This is a genomic window from Dermatophilaceae bacterium Sec6.4 (genome assembly GCA_039636865.1).
Classification (GTDB): Bacteria; Actinomycetota; Actinomycetes; order Actinomycetales; family Dermatophilaceae; genus Allobranchiibius.
The window spans coordinates 600,424-625,378 of sequence record CP144172.1 but is presented as its reverse complement, the minus strand read 5'-3'; the positions used below and the strand labels follow the sequence as shown (position 1 = coordinate 625,378).

Annotated in this window: 22 protein-coding genes and 1 pseudogene; 6 read left to right on the top strand and 17 right to left on the bottom strand. The window is 67.0% G+C overall.

What is annotated here, in order from left to right; all coding sequences use genetic code 11:
- Positions 1–25: 25 nt before the first annotated feature.
- The 6 genes and pseudogenes from V3G39_03075 to hutH form a co-directional block, all read right to left on the bottom strand.
- Positions 26–1,330, bottom strand: a pseudogene (locus V3G39_03075) (N,N-dimethylformamidase beta subunit family domain-containing protein).
- 380 nt (positions 1,331–1,710) lie between these two features.
- Positions 1,711–2,874, bottom strand: coding sequence for an imidazolonepropionase (gene hutI, locus V3G39_03070; GenBank protein XAS77036.1), 1,164 nt, complete (start codon positions 2,872–2,874; stop codon positions 1,711–1,713).
- The gene (locus tag V3G39_03065; GenBank protein XAS77035.1) at positions 2,871–4,187 is read right to left on the bottom strand and encodes a formimidoylglutamate deiminase; all 1,317 of its coding nucleotides are present in this window, start codon (positions 4,185–4,187) and stop codon (positions 2,871–2,873) included. Before V3G39_03065 ends, hutI begins: the two co-directional genes overlap by 4 nt.
- Positions 4,184–5,362 (bottom strand): allantoate amidohydrolase, encoded by a 1,179-nt coding sequence (locus V3G39_03060; GenBank protein XAS78166.1) that lies wholly within the window; start codon positions 5,360–5,362, stop codon positions 4,184–4,186. The genes V3G39_03065 and V3G39_03060 overlap by 4 nt, the downstream gene beginning before the upstream one ends.
- Before the next feature lie 42 nt (positions 5,363–5,404).
- Positions 5,405–7,060: a urocanate hydratase gene (gene hutU, locus V3G39_03055; GenBank protein XAS77034.1), complete on the bottom strand. Its 1,656-nt coding sequence runs from the start codon at positions 7,058–7,060 to the stop codon at positions 5,405–5,407.
- A gap of 48 nt (positions 7,061–7,108) precedes the next feature.
- Positions 7,109–8,659 carry a histidine ammonia-lyase gene (gene hutH / locus V3G39_03050; GenBank protein ID XAS77033.1) on the bottom strand — a complete coding sequence of 517 codons (1,551 nt, stop codon included), beginning with the start codon at positions 8,657–8,659 and terminating at the stop codon, positions 7,109–7,111.
- Between the two features lie 152 nt (positions 8,660–8,811).
- Here hutH and V3G39_03045 point away from each other — a divergent pair, with 152 nt between their 5' ends.
- Complete coding sequence (locus tag V3G39_03045) at positions 8,812–9,585, top strand: IclR family transcriptional regulator (GenBank protein XAS77032.1); 774 nt, start codon at positions 8,812–8,814, stop codon at positions 9,583–9,585.
- Between the two features lie 59 nt (positions 9,586–9,644).
- On the opposite strand, the gene V3G39_03040 is transcribed toward V3G39_03045, so the two are convergent.
- Positions 9,645–9,947, bottom strand: coding sequence for a DUF427 domain-containing protein (locus tag V3G39_03040; GenBank protein ID XAS77031.1), 303 nt, complete (start codon positions 9,945–9,947; stop codon positions 9,645–9,647).
- A gap of 177 nt (positions 9,948–10,124) precedes the next feature.
- On the opposite strand from V3G39_03040, the gene V3G39_03035 reads away from it, so the two are divergent.
- The 3 genes from V3G39_03035 (at position 10,125) to V3G39_03025 (ending at position 11,945) form a co-directional block, all read left to right on the top strand.
- Positions 10,125–10,271, top strand: coding sequence for a hypothetical protein (locus V3G39_03035; GenBank protein XAS77030.1), 147 nt, complete (start codon positions 10,125–10,127; stop codon positions 10,269–10,271).
- Between the two features lie 4 nt (positions 10,272–10,275).
- Complete coding sequence (locus V3G39_03030; GenBank protein ID XAS77029.1) at positions 10,276–10,815, top strand: nucleotidyltransferase family protein; 540 nt, start codon at positions 10,276–10,278, stop codon at positions 10,813–10,815.
- Positions 10,816–10,967: 152 nt separating this feature from the next.
- Positions 10,968–11,945: an NAD(P)H-quinone oxidoreductase gene (locus V3G39_03025; GenBank protein ID XAS77028.1), complete on the top strand. Its 978-nt coding sequence runs from the start codon at positions 10,968–10,970 to the stop codon at positions 11,943–11,945.
- A gap of 129 nt (positions 11,946–12,074) precedes the next feature.
- Here V3G39_03025 and V3G39_03020 read toward each other — a convergent pair whose 3' ends face one another.
- The 3 genes from V3G39_03020 to V3G39_03010 form a co-directional block, all read right to left on the bottom strand.
- Positions 12,075–12,581 carry an NUDIX domain-containing protein gene (locus V3G39_03020; GenBank protein ID XAS77027.1) on the bottom strand — a complete coding sequence of 169 codons (507 nt, stop codon included), beginning with the start codon at positions 12,579–12,581 and terminating at the stop codon, positions 12,075–12,077.
- A gap of 2 nt (positions 12,582–12,583) precedes the next feature.
- Complete coding sequence (locus tag V3G39_03015) at positions 12,584–13,657, bottom strand: AI-2E family transporter (protein ID XAS77026.1); 1,074 nt, start codon at positions 13,655–13,657, stop codon at positions 12,584–12,586.
- Between the two features lie 208 nt (positions 13,658–13,865).
- Positions 13,866–15,533 (bottom strand): FAD-binding dehydrogenase, encoded by a 1,668-nt coding sequence (locus tag V3G39_03010; GenBank protein XAS77025.1) that lies wholly within the window; start codon positions 15,531–15,533, stop codon positions 13,866–13,868.
- 103 nt (positions 15,534–15,636) lie between these two features.
- On the opposite strand from V3G39_03010, the gene V3G39_03005 reads away from it, so the two are divergent.
- A complete protein-coding gene (locus tag V3G39_03005; GenBank protein XAS77024.1) occupies positions 15,637–16,455 on the top strand; it encodes a hypothetical protein in 819 nt (272 codons plus the stop codon).
- A 22-nt stretch (positions 16,456–16,477) separates the two neighbouring features.
- On the opposite strand, the gene V3G39_03000 is transcribed toward V3G39_03005, so the two are convergent.
- The 5 genes from V3G39_03000 to V3G39_02980 all read right to left on the bottom strand — a co-directional run bounded on the left by V3G39_03000 (position 16,478) and on the right by V3G39_02980 (position 20,368).
- Positions 16,478–17,035, bottom strand: a complete 558-nt coding sequence (locus V3G39_03000) for a hypothetical protein (GenBank protein XAS77023.1) — start codon at positions 17,033–17,035, stop codon at positions 16,478–16,480.
- A 114-nt stretch (positions 17,036–17,149) separates the two neighbouring features.
- The gene (locus V3G39_02995) at positions 17,150–18,076 is read right to left on the bottom strand and encodes an alpha/beta hydrolase (GenBank protein ID XAS77022.1); all 927 of its coding nucleotides are present in this window, start codon (positions 18,074–18,076) and stop codon (positions 17,150–17,152) included.
- Between the two features lie 232 nt (positions 18,077–18,308).
- Positions 18,309–18,983: a 4a-hydroxytetrahydrobiopterin dehydratase gene (locus V3G39_02990; protein ID XAS77021.1), complete on the bottom strand. Its 675-nt coding sequence runs from the start codon at positions 18,981–18,983 to the stop codon at positions 18,309–18,311.
- The gene (locus V3G39_02985) at positions 18,898–19,545 is read right to left on the bottom strand and encodes an N-acetyltransferase (protein ID XAS77020.1); all 648 of its coding nucleotides are present in this window, start codon (positions 19,543–19,545) and stop codon (positions 18,898–18,900) included. The genes V3G39_02990 and V3G39_02985 overlap by 86 nt, the downstream gene beginning before the upstream one ends.
- Before the next feature lie 169 nt (positions 19,546–19,714).
- The gene (locus tag V3G39_02980) at positions 19,715–20,368 is read right to left on the bottom strand and encodes a histidine phosphatase family protein (GenBank protein XAS77019.1); all 654 of its coding nucleotides are present in this window, start codon (positions 20,366–20,368) and stop codon (positions 19,715–19,717) included.
- Between V3G39_02980 and V3G39_02975 the strand changes: the two genes are divergently transcribed.
- Positions 20,367–21,125, top strand: a complete 759-nt coding sequence (locus V3G39_02975) for a histidine phosphatase family protein (protein ID XAS77018.1) — start codon at positions 20,367–20,369, stop codon at positions 21,123–21,125. The two genes, V3G39_02980 and V3G39_02975, sit on opposite strands and share 2 nt — an antisense overlap.
- 92 nt (positions 21,126–21,217) lie before the next feature.
- Here V3G39_02975 and V3G39_02970 read toward each other — a convergent pair whose 3' ends face one another.
- Together V3G39_02970 and glmS are read right to left on the bottom strand one after the other, a co-directional pair.
- Positions 21,218–22,990 (bottom strand): long-chain-acyl-CoA synthetase, encoded by a 1,773-nt coding sequence (locus V3G39_02970; GenBank protein XAS77017.1) that lies wholly within the window; start codon positions 22,988–22,990, stop codon positions 21,218–21,220.
- 136 nt (positions 22,991–23,126) lie between these two features.
- A complete protein-coding gene (glmS, locus tag V3G39_02965) occupies positions 23,127–24,947 on the bottom strand; it encodes a glutamine--fructose-6-phosphate transaminase (isomerizing) (GenBank protein ID XAS77016.1) in 1,821 nt (606 codons plus the stop codon).
- Between the last annotated feature and the right edge of the window lie 8 nt (positions 24,948–24,955).

Sequence of the window (24,955 nt, the reverse complement as noted above, 5' to 3'; positions counted from 1 at the left end):
CACACCGAACCGGGCGGTCCGACGATCACTCGTCGTCGTCGCCCGGATCGGTGCCGGTGTTGGCGCCGCTACCGGTTGAGGGACTGGGGTTGGCGTGCAGTGCTGCGAGATTCGGGTGCGCGGGATGCGCTTTGCCCATCGGTCCCGCGGCCATCGCGGTGAAGAGATTCTGCGCGACCTTCGTCACGAATGCCGATGACTGCTGGGTGATCCCGGCACCCTTGTTGATCGCGCCGAGCCCGATGGCGAATCCCATGCTGCCGGAGGCGAAGACACCCGCGCCGGAGTCGACCGTGTAGTAGCCGAGGTCGGAGTACGTCATGCCGATCCGGCCGCACTGCACCGGCGAATGCGCAGCCACTTCGAGAGTTTTCGGCGTTCCCGGAATCGGATACGCACGATCGATCTCCACACCCACCACGCCGGGGTACCTTGATCCGGCTTTTGCTCCGGTCCCCTTGAACATCCAGAAGCCCGGCACCGTCACCGTGAGCGGCCCGGTGGCCGGGAAGCATTCGTACATCAACCCGACCAATCCGTTCTCGGGGCGGGCTTGTGGGGCATTTCGCCACAACGTGGTGGTGTCAGCGTTGTTCTTCACCGGATCAAGCGCTGTCGACTTGTAACCGATCATCTCCCGGCCGTCGGCTGCGAATCGCACCCGCCAGTACTGGGCGTTCGCGCCCATGAAAGCCAGGTTGGTGCCACTGTCACGCGCACTGATGTAGGCGTTGCGCATCGCGGTGTCCCAGTACTCGTCATGGTTGGGAGATACAACCCCGGCCGCTCCCGCCAGGATGCTGGGATCGGCCGCAATGTCGGTATTGCTCACATACGCAACGGGTAGCTTGTTGCGCTCGGCAATAGTGACGATCTGTCGCTCACCGGCGGTGACATACCGTGCGCCGGAGCGGTCATACGGGCGGTTGAACGAGACGACATTCGCGCGATCGGCGAAGCCCTATTTACCGGCGTAGAGGGAGTACCCGCCGTACTGGTTGTATGCCTGGTAGGTCGCGTCCGCGCTGACGAGGACCAGCTTGCCGGCCAGATCGCGGGTGCGCAGGGTAAGCGGGATGTACTTGCTCCTGCCGTCCGAACCGTCGAGCTTGAGCAGGTACAGCCCGGCCGGCCATCCGGTCGTGCTGATCTGCGCCGTCTGCTTCCAGTTGCTGCAATCGACCATGTGGTGCGCGCGCACCGGGCAGGAGGGTTGCCGTACACCGCGCAGCAACGAAGATTTCCAGATCAGACGGCCGCCCTTCCCCGCATAGTCACCCATCCGGTAGGCGGACACCGTGTACGTGGGCACGGTCGCGGTGGTGAACATCCGCACCGACTGACCCGGCAGTACCGATGTGTGGTTCACCCAGCCGGCCAGTTCGGTGTCGGTGGCCCACTTGGCCTTGGGTAGTTGCCAGGAGATGGTGCCGGGTTTGGCGTTCTCGGCGGCCACGACGACGCGGGGATCAGGTGGTGCCGGGGTGCCTGGGGCGGGCGCAGCGCTCTTGTGCGTGCTCGGCTGCGCACCAGGGGAGACCTTCTCACCAGACGTCGAGCACGCGGCGACACCAACCGTCGCGACGACCGCGATCAGACCCGCATACATCCTGGTCGAACTACGCATGCTGCTCCCCGTGCGCTCCCGTTGATCCCGCTGAACCACCGGATACTAGTGCAGTAATCGAGAATAGGACGGGTGCGCATGCATCACCCACCACTCAGGATGACCGTCGCGAGCGGCACACCCGGACGGTAGGGAAGGTGCCGGTAACTCGGCGCTTCCAGCATTGCCAGATCTGCCCGGGCACCGACCCGAAGGACACCGACGTCGTCGCGCCGCAGCGCAGCCGCACCGCCCGCGGTCGACGCCCGGACCGCCTCGATGGGAGTCATTCCCATCTCGCGGACTGCGACCGCGATCATGAACGGCATCGAGCCCGAATAGCAGGTGCCGGGGTTGCAGTCGGTGGCCAGCGCGACCTGCACACCCGCGTCGATGAGCCGTCGCGCATCCGGGTAGGGCGAGCGGGTGGAGAACTCAACCCCGGGCAACAGCGTTGCGACAGTGTTAGATTCAGCCAACGCCGCGATGTCTCCGTCCGACAGGTAAGTGCAGTGGTCGACGCTCGCGGCACCCACCTCCACGGCGAGCTGTACGCCCGGGCCGTGGCCGAGTTGGTTGCCGTGCACCCGGGCGAGCAGACCTGCATCCCGGCCTGCACGCAGCACCCGCCGCGACTCCTCCTCGGTGAATGCATGCGGGCTGTGCGGCTCGCAGAAGACGTCGATCCATCGCGCATGCGGCGCGCACGCGCCAAGCATCTCGCCGGTGACCAGGTCGAGGTAGGCGCCCCGGTCCGCACGCGCATCCGGCGGCACGACGTGCGCACCGAGGAAGGTGGTCTCGGTCGTGAACTCCCCGGCGATCCGCAGCGCCCGGACCTCATCTGCAACCGTCAATCCGTAACCGCTTTTGATCTCCACCGTCGTGGTGCCCTGCGCGCGCATCTGCGCGACGCGGGCCCGCACGAGCGAGCGCAGTTCGTCGTCGGTCGCGCGCCGGGTGGCAGTCATCGTCAACGCGATACCGCCGCCGTCGTACGGCGTGCCGGTCATCCGCGCTTCGAACTCACCGGAGCGGTCGCCGGCGAAGACGAGGTGGGAGTGGCTGTCGACGAACCCCGGCATGACGCAGCGGTGTTCCGCGTCGATCACAAGATCTGCGGCGGGTGCATCGGCCCCGGCGCCGATCCAGTCGATCCGGCCATCGGTGGCGACGAGGGCGACTTCGGTCATGATGCCCAGGCCATCACCTCGGTCGCTGTCCACCGTGACGAGCTCACCGATGTTCTTGACGAGTGTGCTGGTCACGACTTCCTCCCGAGCGGTTCGATGGCGCCGGCGAGCAGTCTGCCCACATTGCCGAGGCGGTGGTGACCGTCTTCGACGATGACCTCACCGTCGCGGACCACCGTGTGCACGTCAGCAGCCGTCGCGGAGTAGAAGATCTGCGCAGGGTCAGAGCCAGCAGTACGAACCGAATCGGTGCGCACCGCGACGAGGTCCGCCAGGAAACCGCGGACCAGGACGCCGGCGGCGGGCCAACCCAGGCTCCCTTGAGCGGTCGCCACATGATGCAACTCCTGCAGATCGAACCGACCACGACGACCACTGGACAGCCGTTCATGCATCTCCAGCCCCCGCAGTTCCTCGAACATGTCGATCACCGCGTGCTGGTCGCTGCCGACGCTCAGGTACGCACCGGCGTCATGAAGAGCGCGCGCGGGTCCGATGCCGTCGGCCAGGTCGCGCTCGGTCGTCGGGCAGAAGCACGCGGTGATCCCCGATCCGCCGAGCAGGGCGATGCCCTCGGTGCTCAGGTGGGTGGCGTGTACGACGCTCGTCTGCGGGCCGAGCGCGCCCGCATCGTGCAGCAACCGGGTGGGCGTGACGCCGTAGTAGCTCATGCATGCGTCATTCTCGTCCGGTTGCTCCGAGAGGTGCACGTGCAGTGGGCGGTCGCCGTTCGCCGCAGCCACTGTGCCGATCGCCTCACGCGGCACCGCCCGCACCGAGTGGATCGCCGCGCCGATCCTGGTCGTGTCGTCATCTTTCAACGCGCTCACCCGGGTCGCCCAGCGCCCGACGTCACCGTCGCCGAAACGCAGCTGCTCCCCACTCAGTGGGACGTGACCATCAGCGGTCAGCCCACCGGCCAGGTAGCAGGTATCGAGCAACGTCAGCCGGATCCCCGCCTCCCGGGCAGCCTGCCGCATCGCCTCACCCATCGCGTTCGGGTCGTCGTAAGGCCGCCCGCCCGGCTGGTGGTGCAGGTAGTGGAACTCGCCCACGCTGGTGATCCCGGCGAGCGCCATCTCGGCGTAGGTCGCCCGTGCAAGTCGCAGGTAGGAATCCGGATCCAGCTGCGCCGCGACGGCGTACATGCCTTGTCGCCAGGTCCAGAACGTGCCCCCGCCCGCGTGGGTGCGACCGCGCAGCGCCCGGTGGAAAGCGTGGCTGTGACAGTTGGCGAGACCAGGGATGACGACACCGGGCAACAGGTGCGCATCGCCCTGTGGCTGGTCCGGCGTCACCGAGGTGAAGCGTCCTTCGGCGATCTCGAAGCGCACGTTTGCAGCGACGCCTCGCGGCAGCAACGCGTGCCTCGCCCAGTACGCCGTCATCCGGCCAGCTCTCGCAGCACGTCCGTCAGCGCGGCAACGCCCGCGTGACAGTCGATTTGTTCGGCGAACTCCGCCGGTGAATGTGAGACCCCGGTCGGGTTGCGCACGAAGAGCATGGCCGTCCGGACACCGGCATTGGCCAGGATGCCCGCGTCGTGGCCGGCGCCGGTCCCGAGCATCGGCACGTCGCCGAGCACCGAGCGCAGTCGCGCGGCCAGTGAGCCGTCGAAGCGGGTCGTCGGTGTCCACGATTCCTGCGCGACCGATGCGGTCACCTGCTGCTCGAGCGCCGCCACCATCGCCAGCACGGCACCCTCGTCGGCGCCGCGTGCGTCCAGCCAGGCGGTCACGTGGGACGGGATCGCGTTGACGCCGTTCGGGGTCACCAGCAGCTTGCCTACTGTCGCGACGCAACCATGTTGGGCAGCAAGGTTTCTCGCGTCCGCGATGGCCAATGCGCAGGCGAGCATCGCATCGTCCCGGTCCGCCAACCGGGTCATACCTGCGTGGTTGGCAGTGCCGTCGAAGTCGAGTCGCCAGCGACCGTGCGGCCAGATGTCGGTGCCGACCGCGACCGCGGCGCTGACCTGGTCGTAGCGGTCGGCGTCTGCCATCGCGCGGCCCTGCTCGACGTGCAACTCAACGAAGTCTCCGATCCGAGCCAGCGTCGCGTCGTCGCGTCCGATGGCAGTGGAACGGCCCGCCGAACTGAGCGCCTGACCCATCGTGACGCCGTCGACGTCGGTCAGCCCGAGCGCCCGGTCGCTGTCCAGCGCACCGGTGATGACCCGCGACCCGGCGCACGCCACCCCGAATCGGGCACCCTCCTCGTCGCCGAAGTTCACCACCCCGATCGGTCGTGTCGGCTCAAAACCACTCTCCCGCAATGCATCTACCGCGGCGAGCGCGCTGACCACACCGAGCGGGCCATCGTATGCGCCGCCGTCCGGCACCGAGTCGAGGTGCGAGCCGGCAACAACACCGGCACCGGGAGAAGCGTCCGGGTCGCCCCACCACGCCCACTGGTTACCCATCCGATCGAGTGTCAGGTCGAGCCCGCGTGACGTGCACTCACCCGCGAACCACTCCCGCAGGGTGTGGTCTGCGCGAGTCCAGGCGAATCGTCGATACCCACCGGACGCAGCGCGCCCGATCGGTTCCAGGTCGGCCCACATCCGGTCGAACCCGGCGTACGACCGGGCGGGTGAAGTCACCGCTCAGCCCTCGCGCATCGGCACGCGGACATTCCGCTCGGCGGCGACCTGCTCGGCCCGCTCGTACCCCGCGTCGACGTGCCGGATGACGCCCATACCGGGGTCGTTGGTCAGCACGCGGCGCAGTTTCTCAGCGGCCAGCGCGGTGCCGTCGGCGACCGTGACCTGCCCCGCGTGCTGCGAGCGGCCGATACCGACGCCGCCACCGTGGTGGATCGACACCCAGGTCGCACCGGAGGAGCAGTTGATCATCGCGTTCAGCAACGGCCAGTCCGCGATGGCGTCCGACCCGTCCAACATCGATTCCGTCTCGCGGTAGGGCGAGGCGACCGAGCCACAGTCCAGGTGGTCGCGACCGATAACGATCGGCGCCGACACCTCGCCGCTCGCGACAAGGTCGTTGATCGCCAGGCCGGCCTTGTCGCGTTCGCCGTACCCCAGCCAGCAGATGCGGGCGGGCAGTCCTTGGAAGGCAATCTTGTCCTTGGCGCCGCGCATCCACTTCTGCAACCGGTCGTTGTCCGGGAAGAGATCCATCACGGCCTTGTCCGTGGCGTAGATGTCCTTCGGGTCACCCGAGAGTGCTACCCAGCGGAACGGGCCCCTGCCCTCGCAGAACAGCGGTCGGATGTACGCGGGGACGAAGCCCGGGAACTCGAATGCCCGGTCGTATCCCCCGTGTCGGGCCTCGTCACGGATGGAGTTTCCGTAGTCGAAGACCTCTGCTCCGGCATCCTGGAACTCCACCATGGCCTTGACCTGCCGGGCCATCGACGCGCGAGCCCGGTTGGTGAAGTCGTCCGGCTTCTTCTCGGCGTACTCGTGCCAGTCGCCGAGGTCTATGTCGTCGGGCAGGTAGGACAACGGATCGTGGGCGCTGGTCTGGTCGGTGACGATGTCGATCTCGACGCCGCGACGCAGCAACTCCGGGAAGATCACCGCCGCGTTTCCGACAACGCCGACGGAGTACGCACGGCGCGCTCGCTTGGCGTCCATCGCCTTCTTGACGGCGTCGTCCAGATCGGTCGCGACCTCATCGAGATACCGGTCGTTCATCCGGCGGCGCAGCCGGGTCTCGTCGACATCCACGATGAGACAGACGCCGTCGTTCAGGGTGACCGCAAGCGGTTGGGCCCCGCCCATCCCGCCACAGCCCCCGGTCAGGGTGAGGGTGCCCGAGAGGGTGCCACCGAAGCGCTTCTCGGCAATCGCCGCGAACGTCTCGTAGGTACCCTGCACGATCCCCTGGGTGCCGATGTAGATCCAGGAACCGGCGGTCATCTGCCCGTACATCGTCAGGCCGAGGTGCTCCAGCCGCCGGAACTCCGGCCAGTTCGCCCAGTCACCGACAAGGTTGGAGTTGGCGATCAGCACCCGCGGCGCCCACTCGTGGGTCTGCATGACACCCACCGGACGACCGGACTGCACCAGCATCGTCTCGTCCTGCCGCAGTGTCTGCAGCGTGCGGACCATCGCGTCGAAGGAGCGCCAGTCGCGTGCTGCGCGGCCGGTGCCGCCGTAGACGACCAGGTCGTCGGGGCGCTCAGCGACCTCGGGATCGAGGTTGTTCATCAGCATCCGCATCGGAGCTTCGGTCTGCCAGGACTGTGCGGTCAGGGTCGTGCCACGCGGTGCGCGAACCGGTCGAGCGCCTTCCATGATTTCTCCTCTGTGTAGTGCGGTGCGGTGAATGCTGTTGCCGGCCCGTCAGGCCAACCGCCCGACGGCACTCTCAGCGAGTGCGACGATGTCGCCACTGGCGACCAACTGGACGGCAACCTCGATGTCGGGAGCGAGAAAGCGGTCCGGCCCGGGCCCGGGTAACGCGCGGGCGACAGCCGCCGTGCCGGGTGCCGGTTCAAGAGGACCTCGTAGGGCGATTCCCCTTGCGGCAGTAAGTACTTCGATCGCCAGCACCCGTGTCAGCCCGTCGACCGAGCGGCGCAGCTTGCGACCGCCGGACCAACCCATCGAGACGTGGTCCTCCTGCATGGCGCTGGACGGGATCGAGTCGACACTGGCCGGTGCGGCGAGCCGCTTGAGCTCGGAGACGATTGCCGCCTGGGTGTACTGAGCGATCATGTACCCGGAGTCGACACCGGGGTCGTCGGCCAGGAACGCATGCAGGCCGGCGTTACGCGCGGGGTCCAGGAACCGGTCGGTACGCCGCTCGCTCATCGAGGCCACGTCGGCGGCCACGATCGCGAGGAAGTCCAGCACGTACGCGACCGGCGCTCCGTGGAAGTTGCCGTTCGACTCCACCCGTCCATCAAGGGTGACGACCGGATTGTCGACCGCTGCGCACAACTCACGGGACGCGATCAGCTCGGCGTGGGCGAGGGTGTCGCGGGCGGCTCCGGCGACCTGCGGTGCGCACCGCAGCGAGTAGGCGTCCTGCACCCGGGTGCACGCGGCTGGATCACGATGACTCTCGCGGATAGCGCTATCAGCCAACATGGTCCGCATATTCGCGGCGCTCAGCGCCTGCCCGGTGTGTGGTCGCAGCGCGTGCAGGTCGGCGGCGAATACGTCGTCCGTGCCCAGTAGTCCCTCCACGCTCATCGCAGCGCTGATGTCGGCGGTGGTGAGCAGGTGGCGAAGGTCGACGATCGCCATACACAGCATCCCGAGCATGCCGTCGGTGCCGTTGATGAGGGCCAGACCCTCCTTCTCGGCCAATTCGACCGGATGCAGTCCGGCCTCGTGCAGCGCCTCGGCGGCCGACCGTTCGACGCCGGACGCGTCGCGCACCGGACCCTCCCCCATCAATGCGAGGGCGCAGTGCGCCAGCGGCGCCAGGTCACCGGAGCACCCCAGCGAGCCGTATTCATGCACGACCGGGGTGATCCCGGCGTTCAGCATCCCGACATACGCGGCGAGTGTTTCCTCGCGGATGCCGGTGCGCCCGGTCGCCAGGGTCGAGATGCGCAGCAGCATCGTCGCCCGAACGACCTCACGTTCCACCTCTGGGCCGGAGCCCGCGGCATGCGAGCGGATCAGACTGCGCTGCAATTGCTTTCGTTGCTCTGTCGGGATGTGCTTGGTGGCCAGTGCACCGAAGCCGGTGGAGATGCCGTAGTGCGGGATGACGTCACCCGCGAGATGCTCGATGATCTCCCGACTGCGGCGCACCTCCGCCAGTGACGCGTCGCTGATGACGATGGGCGCACCGCCGCGCGCCACCTGCACGACCTGTTCGATCGTCAACGGCCCGATACCGACGGCCACGTGCGCGTGCTCACTCTGATTACTCACCAACTCATTGCACCGCTCCGCACGACTCGGCGACAGTGCGTCAGGTCATACACTGTCTCGGATACGAGATATGGCGTTCCGGTCGCATTGTTTGGTGAGGGTGCGGCAATTGCCGCACCCTCACCAAAAGATGCGACCCGACGCGAGGATCCGCGATGGCAACCGACAACGCACCCGCTGCAGGTCATGTGCTCGCCATCCTTCAAGCGATGGCACGGCACGCCGAACCGGTGTCAGCAGCAACAATCGGGCGCGAGGTCGGCATCCCGCGATCAAGCACCTATCACCTGCTCGCCACTCTGCGCGATCGCGGTTTCGTAACCCACCTGAGTGAGCGGAAGCGCTGGGGCCTGGGCGTTTCCGCGTTCGAGTTGGGGTCGGCGTACAACCGCCAGGCGCCCTTGCAGCGGATCGCCCGCACCGCCTTGATCCGGTTGGTCGACGCCACCACGCACAACGCACACCTGGTCGTGTTGCACGGTCGCGACGTGCTCTACGTCATCGAGGAACGCGCGCCGCGCCGCCCGTCGCTGGTCACCGACGTCGGGGTGCGGCTGCCAGCCGGACTCACTGCCTCGGGTCTTGCAATGCTCGCGGCCCTGCCGGCCAGTCAGCTTCGGGCGTTGTACCCCGACCGCGCAGCATTCGTGCAACGCGACGGCCGCGGTCCGGCCTCACTCACGGCCCTGCGTTCCGAGCTCGCGCAGGTCCGTCAGCGCGGTTACGCCCGCGAAAAAGATTCGGTGACTGCTGGTTTCGCCTCCGTGGCCGCCGCAGTCCTGGACCACAACGGCCATCCGGAAGCAGGAATAGCCGTGACGTACCCGCACTGCGAAACCGACCCCACGACTGTGCAGAACATCATCGACCGCACGAGGACTGCCGCGACAGAGCTCTCCCACCGCCTGGGCCACCGCCCCACGTTGTGAGCACCCACACGGGGTTTCCCGCCACTCGACCGGCGAGTCGCGACGACAGAACCCCGAGTTCAGTCCTCGAGGGTGATCGACACCTTGTCCGGATAGAACGCCAGGTGGCCTCGGATCGAGATGACCGCATCGTTCGGGTCCTCGTAGACCCAGGCAGCGTCCTGCAGAGGAGCAGCAACGCCGATCTGCAGACTTCGGTAGGTGGCGTCACCCTTGTACGGGCAGTAGGTCGTGGTGTCGCTCGAACGCAGCACGCCAGCATCGACGGCCGCCGCGGGTAGGTAGTAGGCGGCCGGGTACGACGCCTCGCGCAACACCAGAGCGTCGCGCGTATCGGCGACCACGACATCACCGACTCGCACGACAACTCGCCCGCCTGACGGCTCCACAGTGATCGGGTGAGTAGAAAGAGAGTGCGGGTTCTTCGGCATGGTGTCCTCCACAGCGGGCTTCGACGGTTCTTGCGTTGACGCTACCCAGCAGGGTTGTCATCAGGCCCCAGTGACCCCGGGTGATTGCGCTCCCAGAACGCACGCACCATGCCCGATCGGCGTGTCAGAGGGGAGGCCCGCCCGTCGAAGAAGGAGATCTGCGCGGAGACGCACCGCGCCATCACCAGACGATTCGCGACCAGCCGCACCGACCACCACACATTCGCCGCGACCGCGACATGGGCGGCAGACTGACACCATGCCGGCCACCGCGATTGTGCTCACCGGGGGCCGCTCGTCACGGTTCGGGTCCGACAAGACGCGAGCGCTCATCGACGGTCGCCCACTGTTGGATCACGTGCTCGATTCGCTCCCGGCCAGCTGGCCGATCGTGGCAGTCGGACCCGCCCGTCGAACATCCCGGGAGGTCGTCTGGGTGCGCGAGGAGCCGATGCACGGCGGGCCGCTTGCGGGCCTCGCCGCCGGGTTGGCGCTGGTCGAGACCCGCTCATTCGTCCTGCTCGGGGCCGATATGCCGCATATGTCCGACATGCCGCTCATTCTTGCCGGCCGCCTCGACGACGAACCGGACGAGGTCGACGCCATCGCCGCGCGTACCCCGGACGGCCGCCTACAACCCCTGCTGCTGGCCGCCCGCACCGAACCAGGACGTCGCGCGCTGCCGACCGACCCGGCTGGGGCCTCATTGATGAGTTGGCTGACGAACCTGCGGTACGAACCACACGACGTCAGCGGGCAGCAGGCCCACGACATCGACACGACAGCCGACCTCCCGTGACCCGCCACTCCCCAGTAACCCGCCACTGGACCAGCGAGTCGCGTGCGGACGTCCGACACTCGGCAGGCAACCCGCCACTCGACCGGCAAGTCGTCGCAGATTCCCCCGATACCTCTCCACGCACGCCGCTGGCCACCGGCTAGCGTCGAGGCATGCAGGCAATCACCCTTCCCGAGTTCGGCGACGAAGATGCAATGACCCTGGCCGACGTGCCGGACCCCACTCCCGGGGACGGTGAGGTGCTGTTGCGAGTCGCGGCCGCAGGCGTCAATCGCGCGGATCTCATGCAGCGGATGGGCAAGTATCCGCCACCGCCCGGGGCATCCGAGCTGCTCGGTCTCGAGGTCAGTGGCACGATCACCGCGCTCGGCGCGGGGGCCCACGGCTGGCAGGTCGGCGACGAGGTATGCGCGCTGCTGACCGGCGGGGGGTATGCCGAGCAGGTCGTCGTGCCAGTCACGCAACTGCTACCCGTTCCCGACGGTGTCAGTCTGGTCGATGCTGCCGCGCTGCCGGAGGTTGCCTGCACCGTATGGTCCAACGTCTTCATGGTGGGTGGCCTGCAGAAGGCCGAAACCCTCCTGGTGCATGGCGGCTCGAGCGGCATCGGCACGATGGCGATCCAGTTGGGCCATGCCCTCGGGGCGCGCGTCGCGACGACTGCCGGTTCGCAGGGCAAGTTGGACCGTTGCCGCGAGCTCGGTGCCGACATCCTCATCAACTATCGCGAGCAGGATTTCGTCGAGGCGCTGGCCACGGCCACCGATGGACATGGCGCTGACGTCATCCTCGACGGCATCGGTGGCAAATACCTTCCAGGCAACGTGAAATCGCTCGCCCGTCATGGTCGCCTCGTGACGATCGGGATGCTCGGTGGGGTCACTGGAGAGCTGAATCTGGGACTGTTGCTGAGCAAATGCGGATCGGTCACCGCGACTGGGCTGCGATCGCGTGATCTTGCCGACAAGGCAGCCATCGTGGCGGCCGTCCGGGAAAACGTATGGCCGCTCATCGAGGCGGGCAGGGTGGCGCCGATCGTGCATGCGCGGCTACCGCTGGCGCAGGCCGCCGATGCCCACCGGATCCTGAACGAATCGAGTCACATCGGCAAGGTGCTGCTGACCCCCTGACCTCATCCCGGGGAAGACCCGCGGGCCAGGCATGCAACTCCCCGGTCCAGAGTCGGGTTTCATGGCGGGGGTCGGGAAACTTCCGCCGACTCGCCCGTCGGGGAGCTCGAGTGTCGGGGAACTCGTGGATCAACTCAGCAGGGCGCCGGTTTCTGGCTCCGCGTGTGCCGCCACGATTCCGTCCAGGATGCGTTGCGTCGACTCGTCGGCCTGCCCGGGGGGCCACTTCGTGGGGTCGATCCACTCGAAACCCGTTGCCTCGCTCGCGACCCGCACCTGTGGTTCCCGGTCACATCGCACCCGGAAGATCACGTCGACCACCCGCAACTGCGGGTCGAAGGTCGTCGCGAAGATGTCTCCTGAGGTGACCCGGAGGCCGGTCTCCTCGAGGACCTCGCGGGCCACCGCCTGCTGCGGCTGCTCGCCGCGGTCGACGAGGCCCCCCGGCAGAGAGAGCCCGATGCGGTGGGTCTGGCGCAGTGCGAGCACCCGCCCGTCCCACTCGATCAGCGCTATCGCGCCCACCGTGTACGACGGTTTGACCACCCGCGTGACCAGATGGCTCGGACCTGCTGGCACGACCCGGTAGACCCGCAGGGCGAGACGTCTCAGAGGCCCGGGATGAGCGTGCGACATCGCTAGCCTTCCAGCTCTTCGGGCAGCCGGCTGAGTCGGATCGCTTTGATGCCGTTGCTGAGTACTGCGACCAGAGGTACTGCGACGAACGCACCGAACGCACCTGCGATCAACGTGCCCGCGGTGACCGTGACCAGGATCGCCAGCGGATGCAGGTCTACGGCCTTGCCCAGGATGATCGGGTTCAGGAGGTTGCCGAACAGTTGCACGATCAGCACCAGCAGCACGGCAACGACGATGGCGGTGAGCGCCCCCTTCGTGACCAGCGCGATCAGGCAGACGATGATCCCGGCCAGGATGACCCCGATCAGGGGCACCAGCGAGCCGAGGAAGATCAGCACGGTCAGCGCTGCGACCAGCGGCATCCCGGCCAACCACAGCACGGGCACCATGGCCAGCGCGTTGATGCCGGCCAGCAGCACCAGGCTGCGCATGTAGGCCGTCAGCGTGCTCCAGGCGGCGACCCCGACGGTCGCGACATGGTCCCTGGTGTGGGTCGGCGCGAGCCGCACGACCCAGCGCCACATCGAGCCGTTGTCCAGCAGCATGAAGAGGGTCGCGAACAGGCACAGCACCGTTCCGGAAAGGATGCCGATCGCGCTACTGGCCTGAGCCGCAACCCCGGACACGATGTTCGCCTGGTTGAAGGCAAGGGTGTTGCCAAGGTTCGTCGTGTACTTGTCGGCTTGCAGCGGCGCCACTTTGAGCGGGCCCGTGACCAACCAGTTTCGAATGGTGTTGGCGGCGTCCTGTACCTGCCCGATCAGCACATCCTTGGCGTCCGCGATCTGGGATACCGCGTACCAGGTCAGAAAGGAAATCGCAGCGATCCCCAGCACGAACACCAGAAGTGCGGCGATCGCACGCGGTAGTCCGGTACGCCGTAGCAGGGAGACCGCCGGTTCGAGTAGGGCACAGAGCAGGATCGCGATCGTCACGGTGACCGTGACGAGGTAGACCTGCAGCAGCAAGGCGCCGATGGCCGCAACAGCGGCGAGGATCAGCAGGATGCAGACCGACCACCATGCCGCGACCTGCACCCCGAAACTGACGTCGTCGATCGGGCGTTTAGCCACCTGCATCACTTCACCTGGACGATCGGTGACCTGGCGCATCACGTCGTCAGCCAGATCGGCAGGTGTCGACCTACCGGCCACCGGCTCCGGGTCGGTCGGTGATGTATCAGCCGGCGGCGCACCCGATGGGGATGGAGCCGACGTGGCACGTGCCCTGGGCGGGCCCCAACGGGACGTCATACCGGGAGCATGTCACGCGGCGGGGTGCTCACTGCACCGCCGCCGCTGCCGCCCGCCCGGCCGCCCGTCCGGAGAAGATGCAGCCGCCGAGAAAGGTTCCTTCCAGAGAGTTGTATCCATGCACACCGCCGCCGCCGAATCCGGCCGCCTCCCCCGCTGCGTACAACCCCGGCACCGGCTCGCCGCGGCCGTTCAGGGCGCGCGAAGACAGGTCGGTCTGGATCCCGCCGAGCGATTTACGGGTGAGGATGTGTAGTTTGACACCGATCAGCGGACCGGCGCCGGGGTCCAGGATGCGGTGCGGCGCCGCGACGCGGGCGATCCGGTCTCCCCTGTAGCGACGCGCCCCGTGGATGGCCGTGATCTGGGCGTCCTTGGCGTATTTGTTCGCCACCTCGCGGTCGCGCGCGATCAGCTGACGCTCGATGAGATCGTGCTCCAGCAGCGGCTCGTCGGTGAGTCGGTTCATCTTGCCGACCAGCTCACGCAGTCCTTCCGCAACGACGAAATCGGGCCCCTTGTCGATAAAGGCCTGAACCGGTGCAGGCGGCGCAGACGTCACCCGGGAAGCGAGCGCACGTAGGTCGCGATCGGTGATGTCGGGGTTCTGTTCCGAGCCGGACAGCCCGAACTCCTTGGCGATGATCTTCTTCGTCACGATGAACCACGAGTGGTCGTGCTGCTGCAGATCTGGCGTCGTGCGCAGGTGACGCAGCGTGGAGAGTGTGTCGAAACCGGGCCAGCACGGCATCGGCAACCGTCGCCCGAGCGCGTCGAACCACATGGCCGACGGGCCGGGCAGGATGCGGATCGCGTGCTGCGGCCACACGGGTGCGTAGTTGGCGATGCCCTCGGTGTAGTGCCACATCCGGTCCCGGTTGACCGTTCGCGCCCCCGCCGCTTCACTCACCGCGATCATCGCGCCGTCGACGTATGCCGGCACGCCGGTCATCATCTGCTTCGGCGCGGTGCCCAGACGCTCCGGCCACCATTCGCGCACCATGTCGTGATTGCCGCCGATACCGCCGCTGGTGACGATCACCGCTTGCGCGGTCAGTTCGAATTCGCGCGCTACTTCGCGGCTGCTCGGCGCACCGCGCGGGGCTTCGTCCGATGCCAGTACGTCGCCGCGTACGCCCGTCACCACGCCGCCGTCGGTCACCAGGCCGGTCACCCGGTGCCGGTGGTAGAAGGTCAACCGGCCCGCTTCGGCGGCCTGCAGCGCCGCGTCGACGAACGGTTTGACCACACCGGTGCCGGTGCCCCAGGTGATATGGAAACGCGGCACCGAGTTGCCGTGCCCGTCGGCGCGACCGTCTCCGCGCTCGGCCCATCCCACGAGGGCGAGCCAGCCCATTCCCTTGTCCTTCAGCCAGGCACGCTTCTCACCAGCGGCGAATTCCACGTAGGCCCGCGCCCATTTTTCGCCCCAGGAGTCCTCGTCGTCGAGGCGATCGAAAGCCGCGCTGCCCTGCCAGTCCGACCATGCGAGGTCGGCGGAGTCGCGGATGCCCATCCGGCGCTGCTCGGGGGTGTCGACCAGGAAGAGACCGCCGAATGACCACCACGCCTGACCGCCGAGGTTCGCAGCATTCTCCTGCTCCACCACAGCCACCCGTTTGCCGGCGGCGACCAGCTCACCGGCGGCCACCAAACCGGCCAGTCCGGCACCCACAACGATCACGTCAGCGTCCATATCACCAACTTACTTTGCCGGCCCCGGCCCCTCGCCTTTTGGACATGCGCAGCGGGGCACATGTGCCCCGTTGCGCATGTCCAAAAGGCGAGATACTGAGCGGATGGTCGATGCTCCTACCCTCGCCGAGGCCGTCGACCGCCTCTATGCCGTTGAGCCCGCCGCGTTTGTCCGCACCCGCGCAGCCCTGGCCGCCGATGCCAAAGCCGCCGGCGCCGGTGATCTCGTGCGCGAGGTACGCGCCCTGCGTAAGCCCACGGCAGCGGCGTATCTCGTCAATGTGCTCGCCCGCGGGTGGCCGCAGGAGCTGGCCGGCCTGGCGCAGCTGGGCGAACGGTTGCGCTCGGCGCAGTCGCGGCTGGATGGCGCTGCGATGAAGGAGCTCAGCGTCGAGCGGGTCGCGCTACTGACCCACCTCACCGACGCCGCATGCGGGTCCGGCGATCGCGTGAGTCCGGCCGTCCGCGAGCAAGTGACCGATACCTTCACTGCGGCCCTCGCCGACCCAGCCGCACAGGCCGCAGTGACGGGTGGGGCACTCGTCACTGCGTTGCGGTACAACGGCTTCGGAGAAGTCGACCTCTCGGATGCCGTTGCCACGCCGTTGCGCTTGATCCGGGGTGGTCCAGTGACCGCCACTGACGGCGAGTCATCGGATGGCAGACGGCTCGATGCCGAACGCGAGCTTGTCCGCAAGGCCACGATTGCGCGGCTGGCACGGGCGCAGGCCACTCTCGAGCGGGCTGGGCAGCAGGCAGAGGCGGCCGGTCAGGCCCGTGACAGGGCCGAAAAGCATCTCGTCGAGGCGCGTACCGCCCTACAGAAGGCGGAAAAATCATATGCCGAGGCGGAGCGCAACCGAACTACCGCTCAGGCGGACGTCGCGAAAGTTTCAGCCACCCGGCAAGCGCTCGAAGACTGACACCGTCGGCACGCCGGGAGACTCAGCTGATGGTCTTGCGCTGGCAGTAGCTGGCCAATTTTTTAGAGTCCTTGGTCAACGCGGTTCCGGAGACTGTCGCCTTGCCGGCGTTGCTCTGCGCAGCCATCGTCTCCATGTCCCCGGCGACCGCATCGACGTAGGACGTGTAGGTCTTGTCGGCCGCTGACTTGGTGGTCTTGCGGATGTCCGACGCGGTGCTGCGGTAGTTCTTCGCAGCGGAGGAGATGAGACTCGACTTCTGCGTCTTCAGGGAGGCGTTCCAGCGGATCGTGGCGGCCGCGACCTTGGCCGTGGCGATCAGGCAGGACTTACCGAGCTCGAGGTTCAGGGTGGGCGCCGTCGAGGTGGGACTCGTTGAGGAACTGGACGTCGAACTGGTGGACGGGGAGGTGCTGCCCGCACCGGACGAGGAAAGTGCGCTCGAAGAGCTGGTCGTAGACGGCGCCGAGGTCGTACTCGCAGCTGTTTTCGAGCTTGCGCTGCAGGCGCTGAGGGCCATCGCCCCGGCGAGCACGGCAGCAGGGATTACCGGTGCGGCGAGGACGCGGGAGCGAGACATGGCTCCACTGTGCCCCGGCTCGCGGCGGCCCGGCAAATCGACACGAGGCGCTCCGGGCAGCCTCGGTGCAGGCAGGGTGCGAGCTGCATCCGGCTGTCGTGCCCGGCCACGGACCTACGGATGTGTCTTCGGAGCCTTCGACGTGTGGCGTAGCTCGCCGAGTTTCGCGTCGGTCCAGGTGAGCATCTGTTCGGCAGTCCACGCGGGGAAATCCAACATCGGTGTATGGCCGATTCCGGCCCCCTCGATGTATGTCCAGGAGGAGTTGCGTTTGGCCAGCGCCCTGGCGCATCGCACGTTGACCAGCTTGTCGCGGTCTCCGTGCAGCAGCAGCACCGGCACCTGGATCCGGCCGACGACGCTGTAGTACCGCTTGCGCTGGGTCAGCATCGCCAACAACGAGCGCGCTGCCGCTTCGAAACTGGGTCCGGCGCCGCGAATGTTGCGCAGGCGGTACTCCGAGAGCTCCACGTGCCGGTCGATCACCGCAGGATCGACGTTGTCGAATCGGGAGGTGACCATGGCGATGGTGCGCTCGACCTCCTGCCGCACGGTGCTTGCGGCGAGGCGGCGCGCGGCGATGCGGGACAGGCCCGGCAGCGTCGTCATCGCGAAACCGCGGATCACCTCGCGATGCGGGTACCCGCGGAAGACCGCCGGGATGGCCGGGTCGATCAACACGGCGCCGCTCACCAGCTGCGGATCCCGGGCGGCCAACTGAGCGCTCAACAGGCCGCCCATCGAGTTACCGGCCAGCACGACCGGGCCGTCGATGACCTGCCGGGCGAACGCGTGCAGCAACTTCAGATTCTCCGATACAGCCGCCCGATGAGGCGCGACCTGGGTCTTCCCGAAGCCACCCAGGTCGAGACTCACGACACTGCCGCGATGCGTCAGCAGCGGCACGACCGAGGCCCAGTTGTCCAGGGAGCCGCCCAGGCCGTGCACGAGCAGGAACGTCGGGCCGTCCACCGGGCCGTCATGCCGCTCGTACCGGACCTTGATATCGCCGACCTGGGCATAGGTTTCGCTGTCGCTCACACCTGCATCTAACCTGCACCCTGCCCGGATTGGTCGACGCCCCCCGCGCAGCGGGCCTCATCGATGAGTAGGAAGCCGGTGCTTGGTCGACACACTCAACGACCGAGCAACCCGCGAAGTAGCAGGGGTGGGAGGACAAGCATCGAAATCCGTTCGGGGTGAGCCGGATTCGACCGAGTGAGGTCCGTCAGCACAATTTCTGCACAATTTCTGCGCGGTGTCGGCCCTGCCATCAGTCGCTACGACCGATCTGGGTGCAGACACAGACCTTGTTGCCCTGCGGGTCGGCCAGCACGACGAAGCGTGGCTTCTTCTCTTCCGATACCAGCGTTCCGCCTGCGGCGAGGCCGGCCTCGATCCGCACATCGGCAACCTCAGGCGGCACCCGCAGGTCGAGGTGGTACCGCTGGGTTGGCTCGTCGTGGGCGTCGCAGTGCTGAAACCACAGCGTCGCGAGATTGCCGTTCGCGTCGACCAGGTCATCGGTGAATCGCGGGTGCGTACGCAGACCGAGCACCGCCAACCAGAACGGCCTGATCTCATCGGCATCCCAGGTGTCCAGGCCAACCTCCAGCCGAGACACCGCCAGCGGGTCAGCGCTCACGCCCATGGCCGCAGCCAGCGCAGAGATCCTCCGGGCGAGTTCCACATCGCGCCAGGTCTTGGCTGTTACGTCGTGACTCATCAGCCGGACGTTGAGGTGGCTGTATCGCAGGTCGAGGTCCGGATGATGGTTGAGTTCTTCGGCTACCTGGCCGATGTCCGCCACGAGTTTCAGGCCACGAACGAAGTCACCGGTGTCGAAACGAGACTCCAGCGCCTCATGAATCGAGCGCCAGTCGGGCAGGTCCATCTCGGAGATCTGGTCGCCGCTGAGGCGGCCCGGCGGGGGATTCATCTCGGCCATCGGACCATTCTGCTACGCGGTCAGCTCCACGCAGGCCCACGGCGTCGTGGCGCCAGAAGGCATCTGGGTAGACCAGCGTCCCCGTCATCCAGGACTCGTAGGACGGCAGCGTGAGAGCTTGGAAGGCCGGTTTGGGAATGCGTAGCGATGGCCTGCGAAAGCAGTGATGTTCGCCGGACAGGAACCCGAAGCGCGAGTAGTAGTCGGGGTCGCCCTCGAGGAACACAACCGGCACCGACCTCGCCGCCATGATCTGGATTCCCATCGTGACCAGGGCGGAGCCAACGCCACTGCCCTGGCAGGTGGGCAGGACAGCCAGGGGGCTGAGGACTTGTACCGCCACCAGCTCTCGCGGGGCGTCCAAGACGGCGGGGGTGAACAAGATGTGTCCGACCACCTCACTGCCCTCAACGGCAACGTACGACAGGCCGGTCTCCGTCGTGAGGAGCTGACGTAGGTCGGCCACGAGCTCACCGACGACCTGACCGTGATCGCCGAAAGCGATCCGATGCACACGTCGAACCGATGAGGCGTCGGTCGGCAGTTCTGGGCGAATCTCCACGCCCGGAGCCTAGGACGCTGTGGCGGAATGCGCGGAAGCCGAGTTGGTCGTTGGACGCCTCTTTTCACGGTCCGACTCACATGGCGTCATTCGCGAACAAACCGATCGGCGTTGCACTCCGCTGACGTCGCCGGACTGGAGGCTCCTCCTGGCAGCAACCGACCTACGGTCAGCCTGCGCCCGTCGGATCCGCTTCGGGGGTCTCGGGCTGATCGTCCTCCAGGCCTCCGGCGGGGTGGTCGGACCATGAGACCAGCCGCCAGCCCGTACTTTGATCGCCGTCGAGGATCACGATGCCGGTGTTCTCCAGCGGTGTGGCGCCCAGCTGATCCACCTGCGGGCAACGCCAGCCCGCCCAGGTGCGGATCAGCGCACCATGGCTGACGAGCACGGCGCACTCCAGACCGCGCGCGCAGATCTCCCGCACGGCAGCATCGACGCGGGTCATCATCTGGTGGCCGTCTTCACCGCCGGGAGTTGCTGCGTCCAGGTCGCCGTCGCGCCACTGCCGCAGCACGTCGAGATAGGCCAGCACGCTGGTCTTGTCGGTGCGCCGCTCCAGTGCTCCCGCCTGCACCTCGAAGACTCCGGGCAGCACTTCGACGCCCAGCGCGCGCGCTGCGGCTATGGGCGCGGCGGTCAACTGCGCACGGGTGGCCTCAGAGGCGAAAACGGCCTGCACGTTCTCACCCGCCAGCTCGCCGATCAGCGCCTCGGCCTGCCGGGTGCCCAGCTCGGTCAGACCGGGCCCCGGCAGGAACGTGTCCAGGGAGCCCGCGACGTTGGCAGGGGTCTGTCCGTGCCGGATCAGCATCAACCGCATGGCCACATCGTCGCAGGCCGGGCGCAATGGGATCATCTGCGGTATGGCGCGCACGGTCTTCCTGGTCCGGCACGGACAGGCATCTTTCGGCAAGGCCGACTACGACCAGTTGTCACCCACCGGGCATCAGCAGGCTCGCGCGCTGGGCGAGTCGTTGCGCAGGCGCGGTTGGGCGCCCGACCGGATCGTCTGCGGCACGATGAAACGTCACCGTCAGAGCGTTGCGGAGATCCTCGTCGGTGCGCAGCTGGACGACACGCAGTCACACGACACCGCCGAACTGGAAATCGATTACGACCCCGCGTGGAACGAGATGGACCACGTCGAGGTCATCACCGGTTTCCGTCCCGCGTACCGCAACATGCTGGTGATGAAGGCCGACATGGTGCGCACCCTGCGACCCCGGGCCGCGTTCGAGGACATGTTCCTGCAGGCGATCACGCGCTGGGCCGGCGGCGAGCACGACGAGGATTACGCGGAAACCTTCGAGGGATTCACGACGCGGGTCTCAGGCGCGCTGGAGTCGCTGGTCGGCGCCGACGGTGAACGCACCCTGGTCGTCTCATCCATCGGGGTGATCGCCTGGCTGGTCACCGGGTTGCTCGGCGGGCAACCCGAGCCGACCTGGCGCGAGCTGTCGATGGCCGGCTTCAACACCGGCGTGACCCGGTTGCAGATCGACAAGACCGGCCCGCACCTGTTGACCTTCAACGAGATCAGCCATCTCGAAGTCGCCACGTTGGTCACCAACCGCTGAGCTGCGTCCCTACCCCGAGTGGCAGACAAACCTGCCCAGTGGCGCACTCATACCTACGCCGGTCGATGACTTTGTCTGCCACTGGACGAGGCTCAGCGGTACCGGGGCGCCTTGCCCGAGGCGACATCTGCGGGGTAATCGTCGTTGTAGGGCACGTATTTCGCGACGCTGAGCACCCACACCTCGTCCGGTCCTGCACCGTCGAAGCTTTCGGTACGCAGCTGCACCTTGCGGCTCTTGAAGGTGCTGGTGACCTCCAGTGAGTCGACCAGCCGGATGAAGAGCGGCACGGCATACGACGGCAGTGCGCCGATCAGGTGGACAGCCATCGCCGAGCCGTCGAAGACGGCACCGTCTGACATCTGCACCGCCGCCATCCCCGCCTTGCCGTCGGTCCCGGGTACCGCGACGCCGTAGACCGCGCAGTCCCGCACACCCGGCGCGTGTCCGAGTGCGGCTTCGACCTGCGTGGTCGCGACGTTCTCACCCTTCCACCGGAAGGTGTCGCCGACCCGGTCCACGAACGCGACATGCTGCATGCCCTGCTTGCGAACGAGGTCGCCGGTGTTGAACCAGCAGTCGCCGGTCCTGAAACCGTCGCGGATCAGCTTGGCCTCCGAGGCGTTGTCGTCGGTGTACCCGTCGAACGGCTGGCGATCGGTCACCTTCGCGAGCAGCAAACCGATTTGCCCGACCCGGACGGCCTGCAGCCGGCCACGTGCGTTGCGCTGCGGCTGACCCGACTCGTCGTCGTAGACCACCACTTTGTGCGGCAGCGGGCAGATACCTGCCGTCTCGTCGACGTCCAGGGCATTGATGAAGGCGATATTGCATTCGCTGGCGCCGTAGAACTCGGCGATCCGCGTGATCGCGAACCGGCTCTGGAACTCCTTCCAGATATCGGCCCGCAGACCGTTGCCGACGATGACGCGCACCTTGTGTCGGGTGTCGTCCGGCGACGGTTCCTGCGCGAGCAGGTAGCGGCACAGCTCCCCGATGTAGACGAAGGAGGTCGCGTCGAATCTGCGACAGTCCTGCCAGAAACGGCTCGCCGAGAATTTCGGGACGACTGCGAGTGCTGCGCCGCCGTGCAGCACCGCTCCGAGGGCGACCGTCACGGAGTTGTTGTGGTAGAGCGGCAGTGGGCAGTAGAGGGTGTCCTGCCCACCCAGCCGGACACCGAGCGCGCCCAGACCGCCGTAGGACTTCAACCAGCGAAAGTGCGTCATGACCGATGCCTTCGGCATCCCCGTGGTGCCGGACGTGAAGATGTAGTAAGCGCGCTCACTGGCGATGATCTGGGCGGTGATCTTCGGGTCTGCGGTGGAGGCGCCCTGTGACATCTGACGCAACTCGGACATCGTCAGGACACGTTGGGAGGCCACGGCGTCACCCGCACTGGCCAGGTCGTCGCGTAGGTCATCACTGACGACGAGCACCCGGGCACCGAGGATCCCGAGGCTGTGCGCGAGCACCTCACCGTGCTGGTGATGGTTGAGCAGACCCGCCACCGCGCCGAGCTTGACGGTCGCGAGCAAGATCAGGATGTTCTCGATGTCGTTGACCGCCAACAGGCCCACGACGTCCCCGCGCCGCACCCCCGCGCCGATCAACGTGTAGGCGTACCGGTTGACCTGCGCGTTGGCATCGCCGTAACTGATGACCCGGTCGCCACTCTTGAGGAAGGGACGCTGCGGATGGGCCGCGGCCTCTTTTTGGAACACCGACCCGATCGACATCACCGCACTGGGCCTGAGCGTCAGCCCTGGCCCCTTGGTAACGGTGTGACGCAGCTCGGGCAGGGCCAACAGGCCGCCTTTGGCGACATCGAACAGGCTGACGCGCTGGCGGACAGTGGTGCTCATGGCACTCCTTCGGGTGACGGCGTGAGGCACGAGTAACCAATTTCGATGTTAGCCGAGTCGCGGCACAGCATTACCTCACAAGTTTCCCGACTCTCGACCGGCGAGTCCGCCTACCCCCGTGCCAGTAGTCCGGCGCTCATTCCACGGTGACGGACTTGGCGAGGTTGCGTGGTCGGTCGATATCCCTGCCCAGGGCACTTGCCGCGTGGTAGGCCAACAACTGCAGCGGGATCGTCATCAGGATCGGGTCCAGTTCGATCTCCCCATGCGGTACGACGATGCGCTGCACCCTCAGGTCGCCGAAGTCGACTCCCGGGTGGGTGATCGCAATGACCGGGCCGTTGCGGGCGGCGATCTCGTGCAGGGCGCCGACGTTGCGCTCGATCAATTCGTCGTCCGGCACGATGGCGACCGTCGGCATCAGCGGCGAGATCAACGCCAGCGGGCCGTGCTTCAGTTCGCTGGCCTGGTAGGCCTCGGCGTGCTGGTAGCTGATCTCCTTCAGCTTCTGGGCACCCTCACGCGCCACGGCATACCCGCGGGTGCGGCCGATGAAGAAGGAGGACGGCGCCTGCGCGAGTTCTTTGGCGACCAGCGCGATCTCCTCCTCGGTATCCAACACGTCCTGTATCTGGCCCGGCAACGCCCGCAGCCCTGCCACGATCCGGGCGCCATCGGCGTACGACAGGTCGCGCACCCGTCCCAGTAGTAACGCCAGGAGCGCGAAGCCGACGCCCATGTGTGTCAGTACCTTCGTCGACGCGACGCTGATCTCCGGGCCGGCATGCAGGTAGATCCCGCCATCGCACTCGCGGGCGATCGTCGATCCGACCACGTTGACCAGGCCGACGACCCGGCCGCCCTTGCGTTGGATCTCGCGCACCGCGAAGAGAGTGTCCGCGGTCTCGCCCGACTGGCTGACCGCGACATAGAGCGTGTCGGTCTCGATGATCGGGTTTCGGTAGCGGAATTCGGACGCCGCTTCGGCGTCGGCGGGGATGCGGGCGAGGTCCTCGATCATCGACGCGCCGAGCTGACCGATGTAGTACGAACTACCGCAGCCGATCGCTTTGATGCGGCGGAAACGACGTAGGTCCCGGGCATCCAGGCCGAGCCCATCGAGGCGCGCGGTGGCGAACCGGTCGTCCAACCGACCCGACAGCATGCGCTCCAGGGAGGTCGCCTGCTCGTGGATCTCTTTGTGCAGGAACGTGTCGTACCCCTCGAGCTGCAGCTCCTCGGCTCGCAGGGTCAGCTCCTCGGGCTGCTTGGAGGTGCGTGCGTGATCGATCGTGTAGGTCTCGTAACCGCCGGCCGTGACGGTCGCGAGTTCACCGTCGTCGAGGTGGATCACCTGGGAGGTGTGGCGCACCAGGGCGGAGGCATCGGAGCCGATGAACATCTCGTGATCGCCGATCCCGAGGATCAACGGCGAGCCCTGCCGGGCGACGACGATCCGGTCGGGCAGCTGCGCATCCAGGACCGCGATCGCGTACGTTCCGGTGATCCGGCCCAAGGTCTCGATCACCCGGTCCTCCAGCGAGTCTGCGGTCGAACGGCCGATCAGGTGGGCCAGCACTTCGGTGTCGGTGTCGGAGACGAACTCGACTCCGGCCGCAGTCAGCTCGGCACGCAACGCAATAGCGTTATCCACAATGCCGTTGTGGACGAGCATGATTCGCCCATCGGCGCTGCGGTGCGGGTGCGCATTGATCTCGGTGGCAGGTCCGTGTGTCGCCCACCGGGTATGCCCGATCCCGACCTTGGCGGACAGCCGCTTGGGCAGCGCCTCCTGCAGATCACGCACCCGACCGACGGCGCGGAATACCTTCGCGCCGGAGGCGGTCAGCAGCGCCATACCGGCGGAGTCGTAGCCGCGGTACTCCAGCCGGGTGAGCCCTTCCAGCAGCACTGGAGCAGCCTGGCCCGACCCGATGTATCCGACAATTCCGCACATGGAGGGGT

Excerpts from the sequence above, each read along its gene's own strand:
- V3G39_03065 (XAS77035.1), bottom strand. The coding sequence starts at position 4,187 with ATGACGGCGTACTGGGCGAGGCACGCGTTGCTGCCGCGAGGCGTCGCT.
- V3G39_03060 (XAS78166.1), bottom strand. The coding sequence starts at position 5,362 with ATGTGGGCCGACCTGGAACCGATCGGGCGCGCTGCGTCCGGTGGGTAT.
- hutU (XAS77034.1), bottom strand. The coding sequence starts at position 7,060 with ATGGAAGGCGCTCGACCGGTTCGCGCACCGCGTGGCACGACCCTGACC.
- V3G39_03045 (XAS77032.1), top strand. The coding sequence starts at position 8,812 with ATGGCAACCGACAACGCACCCGCTGCAGGTCATGTGCTCGCCATCCTT.
- V3G39_03035 (XAS77030.1), top strand. The coding sequence starts at position 10,125 with ATGCCCGATCGGCGTGTCAGAGGGGAGGCCCGCCCGTCGAAGAAGGAG.
- V3G39_03030 (XAS77029.1), top strand. The coding sequence starts at position 10,276 with ATGCCGGCCACCGCGATTGTGCTCACCGGGGGCCGCTCGTCACGGTTC.
- V3G39_03025 (XAS77028.1), top strand. The coding sequence starts at position 10,968 with ATGCAGGCAATCACCCTTCCCGAGTTCGGCGACGAAGATGCAATGACC.
- V3G39_03020 (XAS77027.1), bottom strand. The coding sequence starts at position 12,581 with ATGTCGCACGCTCATCCCGGGCCTCTGAGACGTCTCGCCCTGCGGGTC.
- V3G39_03010 (XAS77025.1), bottom strand. The coding sequence starts at position 15,533 with ATGGACGCTGACGTGATCGTTGTGGGTGCCGGACTGGCCGGTTTGGTG.
- V3G39_03005 (XAS77024.1), top strand. The coding sequence starts at position 15,637 with ATGGTCGATGCTCCTACCCTCGCCGAGGCCGTCGACCGCCTCTATGCC.
- V3G39_03000 (XAS77023.1), bottom strand. The coding sequence starts at position 17,035 with ATGTCTCGCTCCCGCGTCCTCGCCGCACCGGTAATCCCTGCTGCCGTG.
- V3G39_02990 (XAS77021.1), bottom strand. The coding sequence starts at position 18,983 with ATGGCCGAGATGAATCCCCCGCCGGGCCGCCTCAGCGGCGACCAGATC.
- V3G39_02975 (XAS77018.1), top strand. The coding sequence starts at position 20,367 with ATGGCCACATCGTCGCAGGCCGGGCGCAATGGGATCATCTGCGGTATG.
- V3G39_02980 (XAS77019.1), bottom strand. The coding sequence starts at position 20,368 with ATGCGGTTGATGCTGATCCGGCACGGACAGACCCCTGCCAACGTCGCG.
- V3G39_02970 (XAS77017.1), bottom strand. The coding sequence starts at position 22,990 with ATGAGCACCACTGTCCGCCAGCGCGTCAGCCTGTTCGATGTCGCCAAA.
- glmS (XAS77016.1), bottom strand. The coding sequence starts at position 24,947 with ATGTGCGGAATTGTCGGATACATCGGGTCGGGCCAGGCTGCTCCAGTG.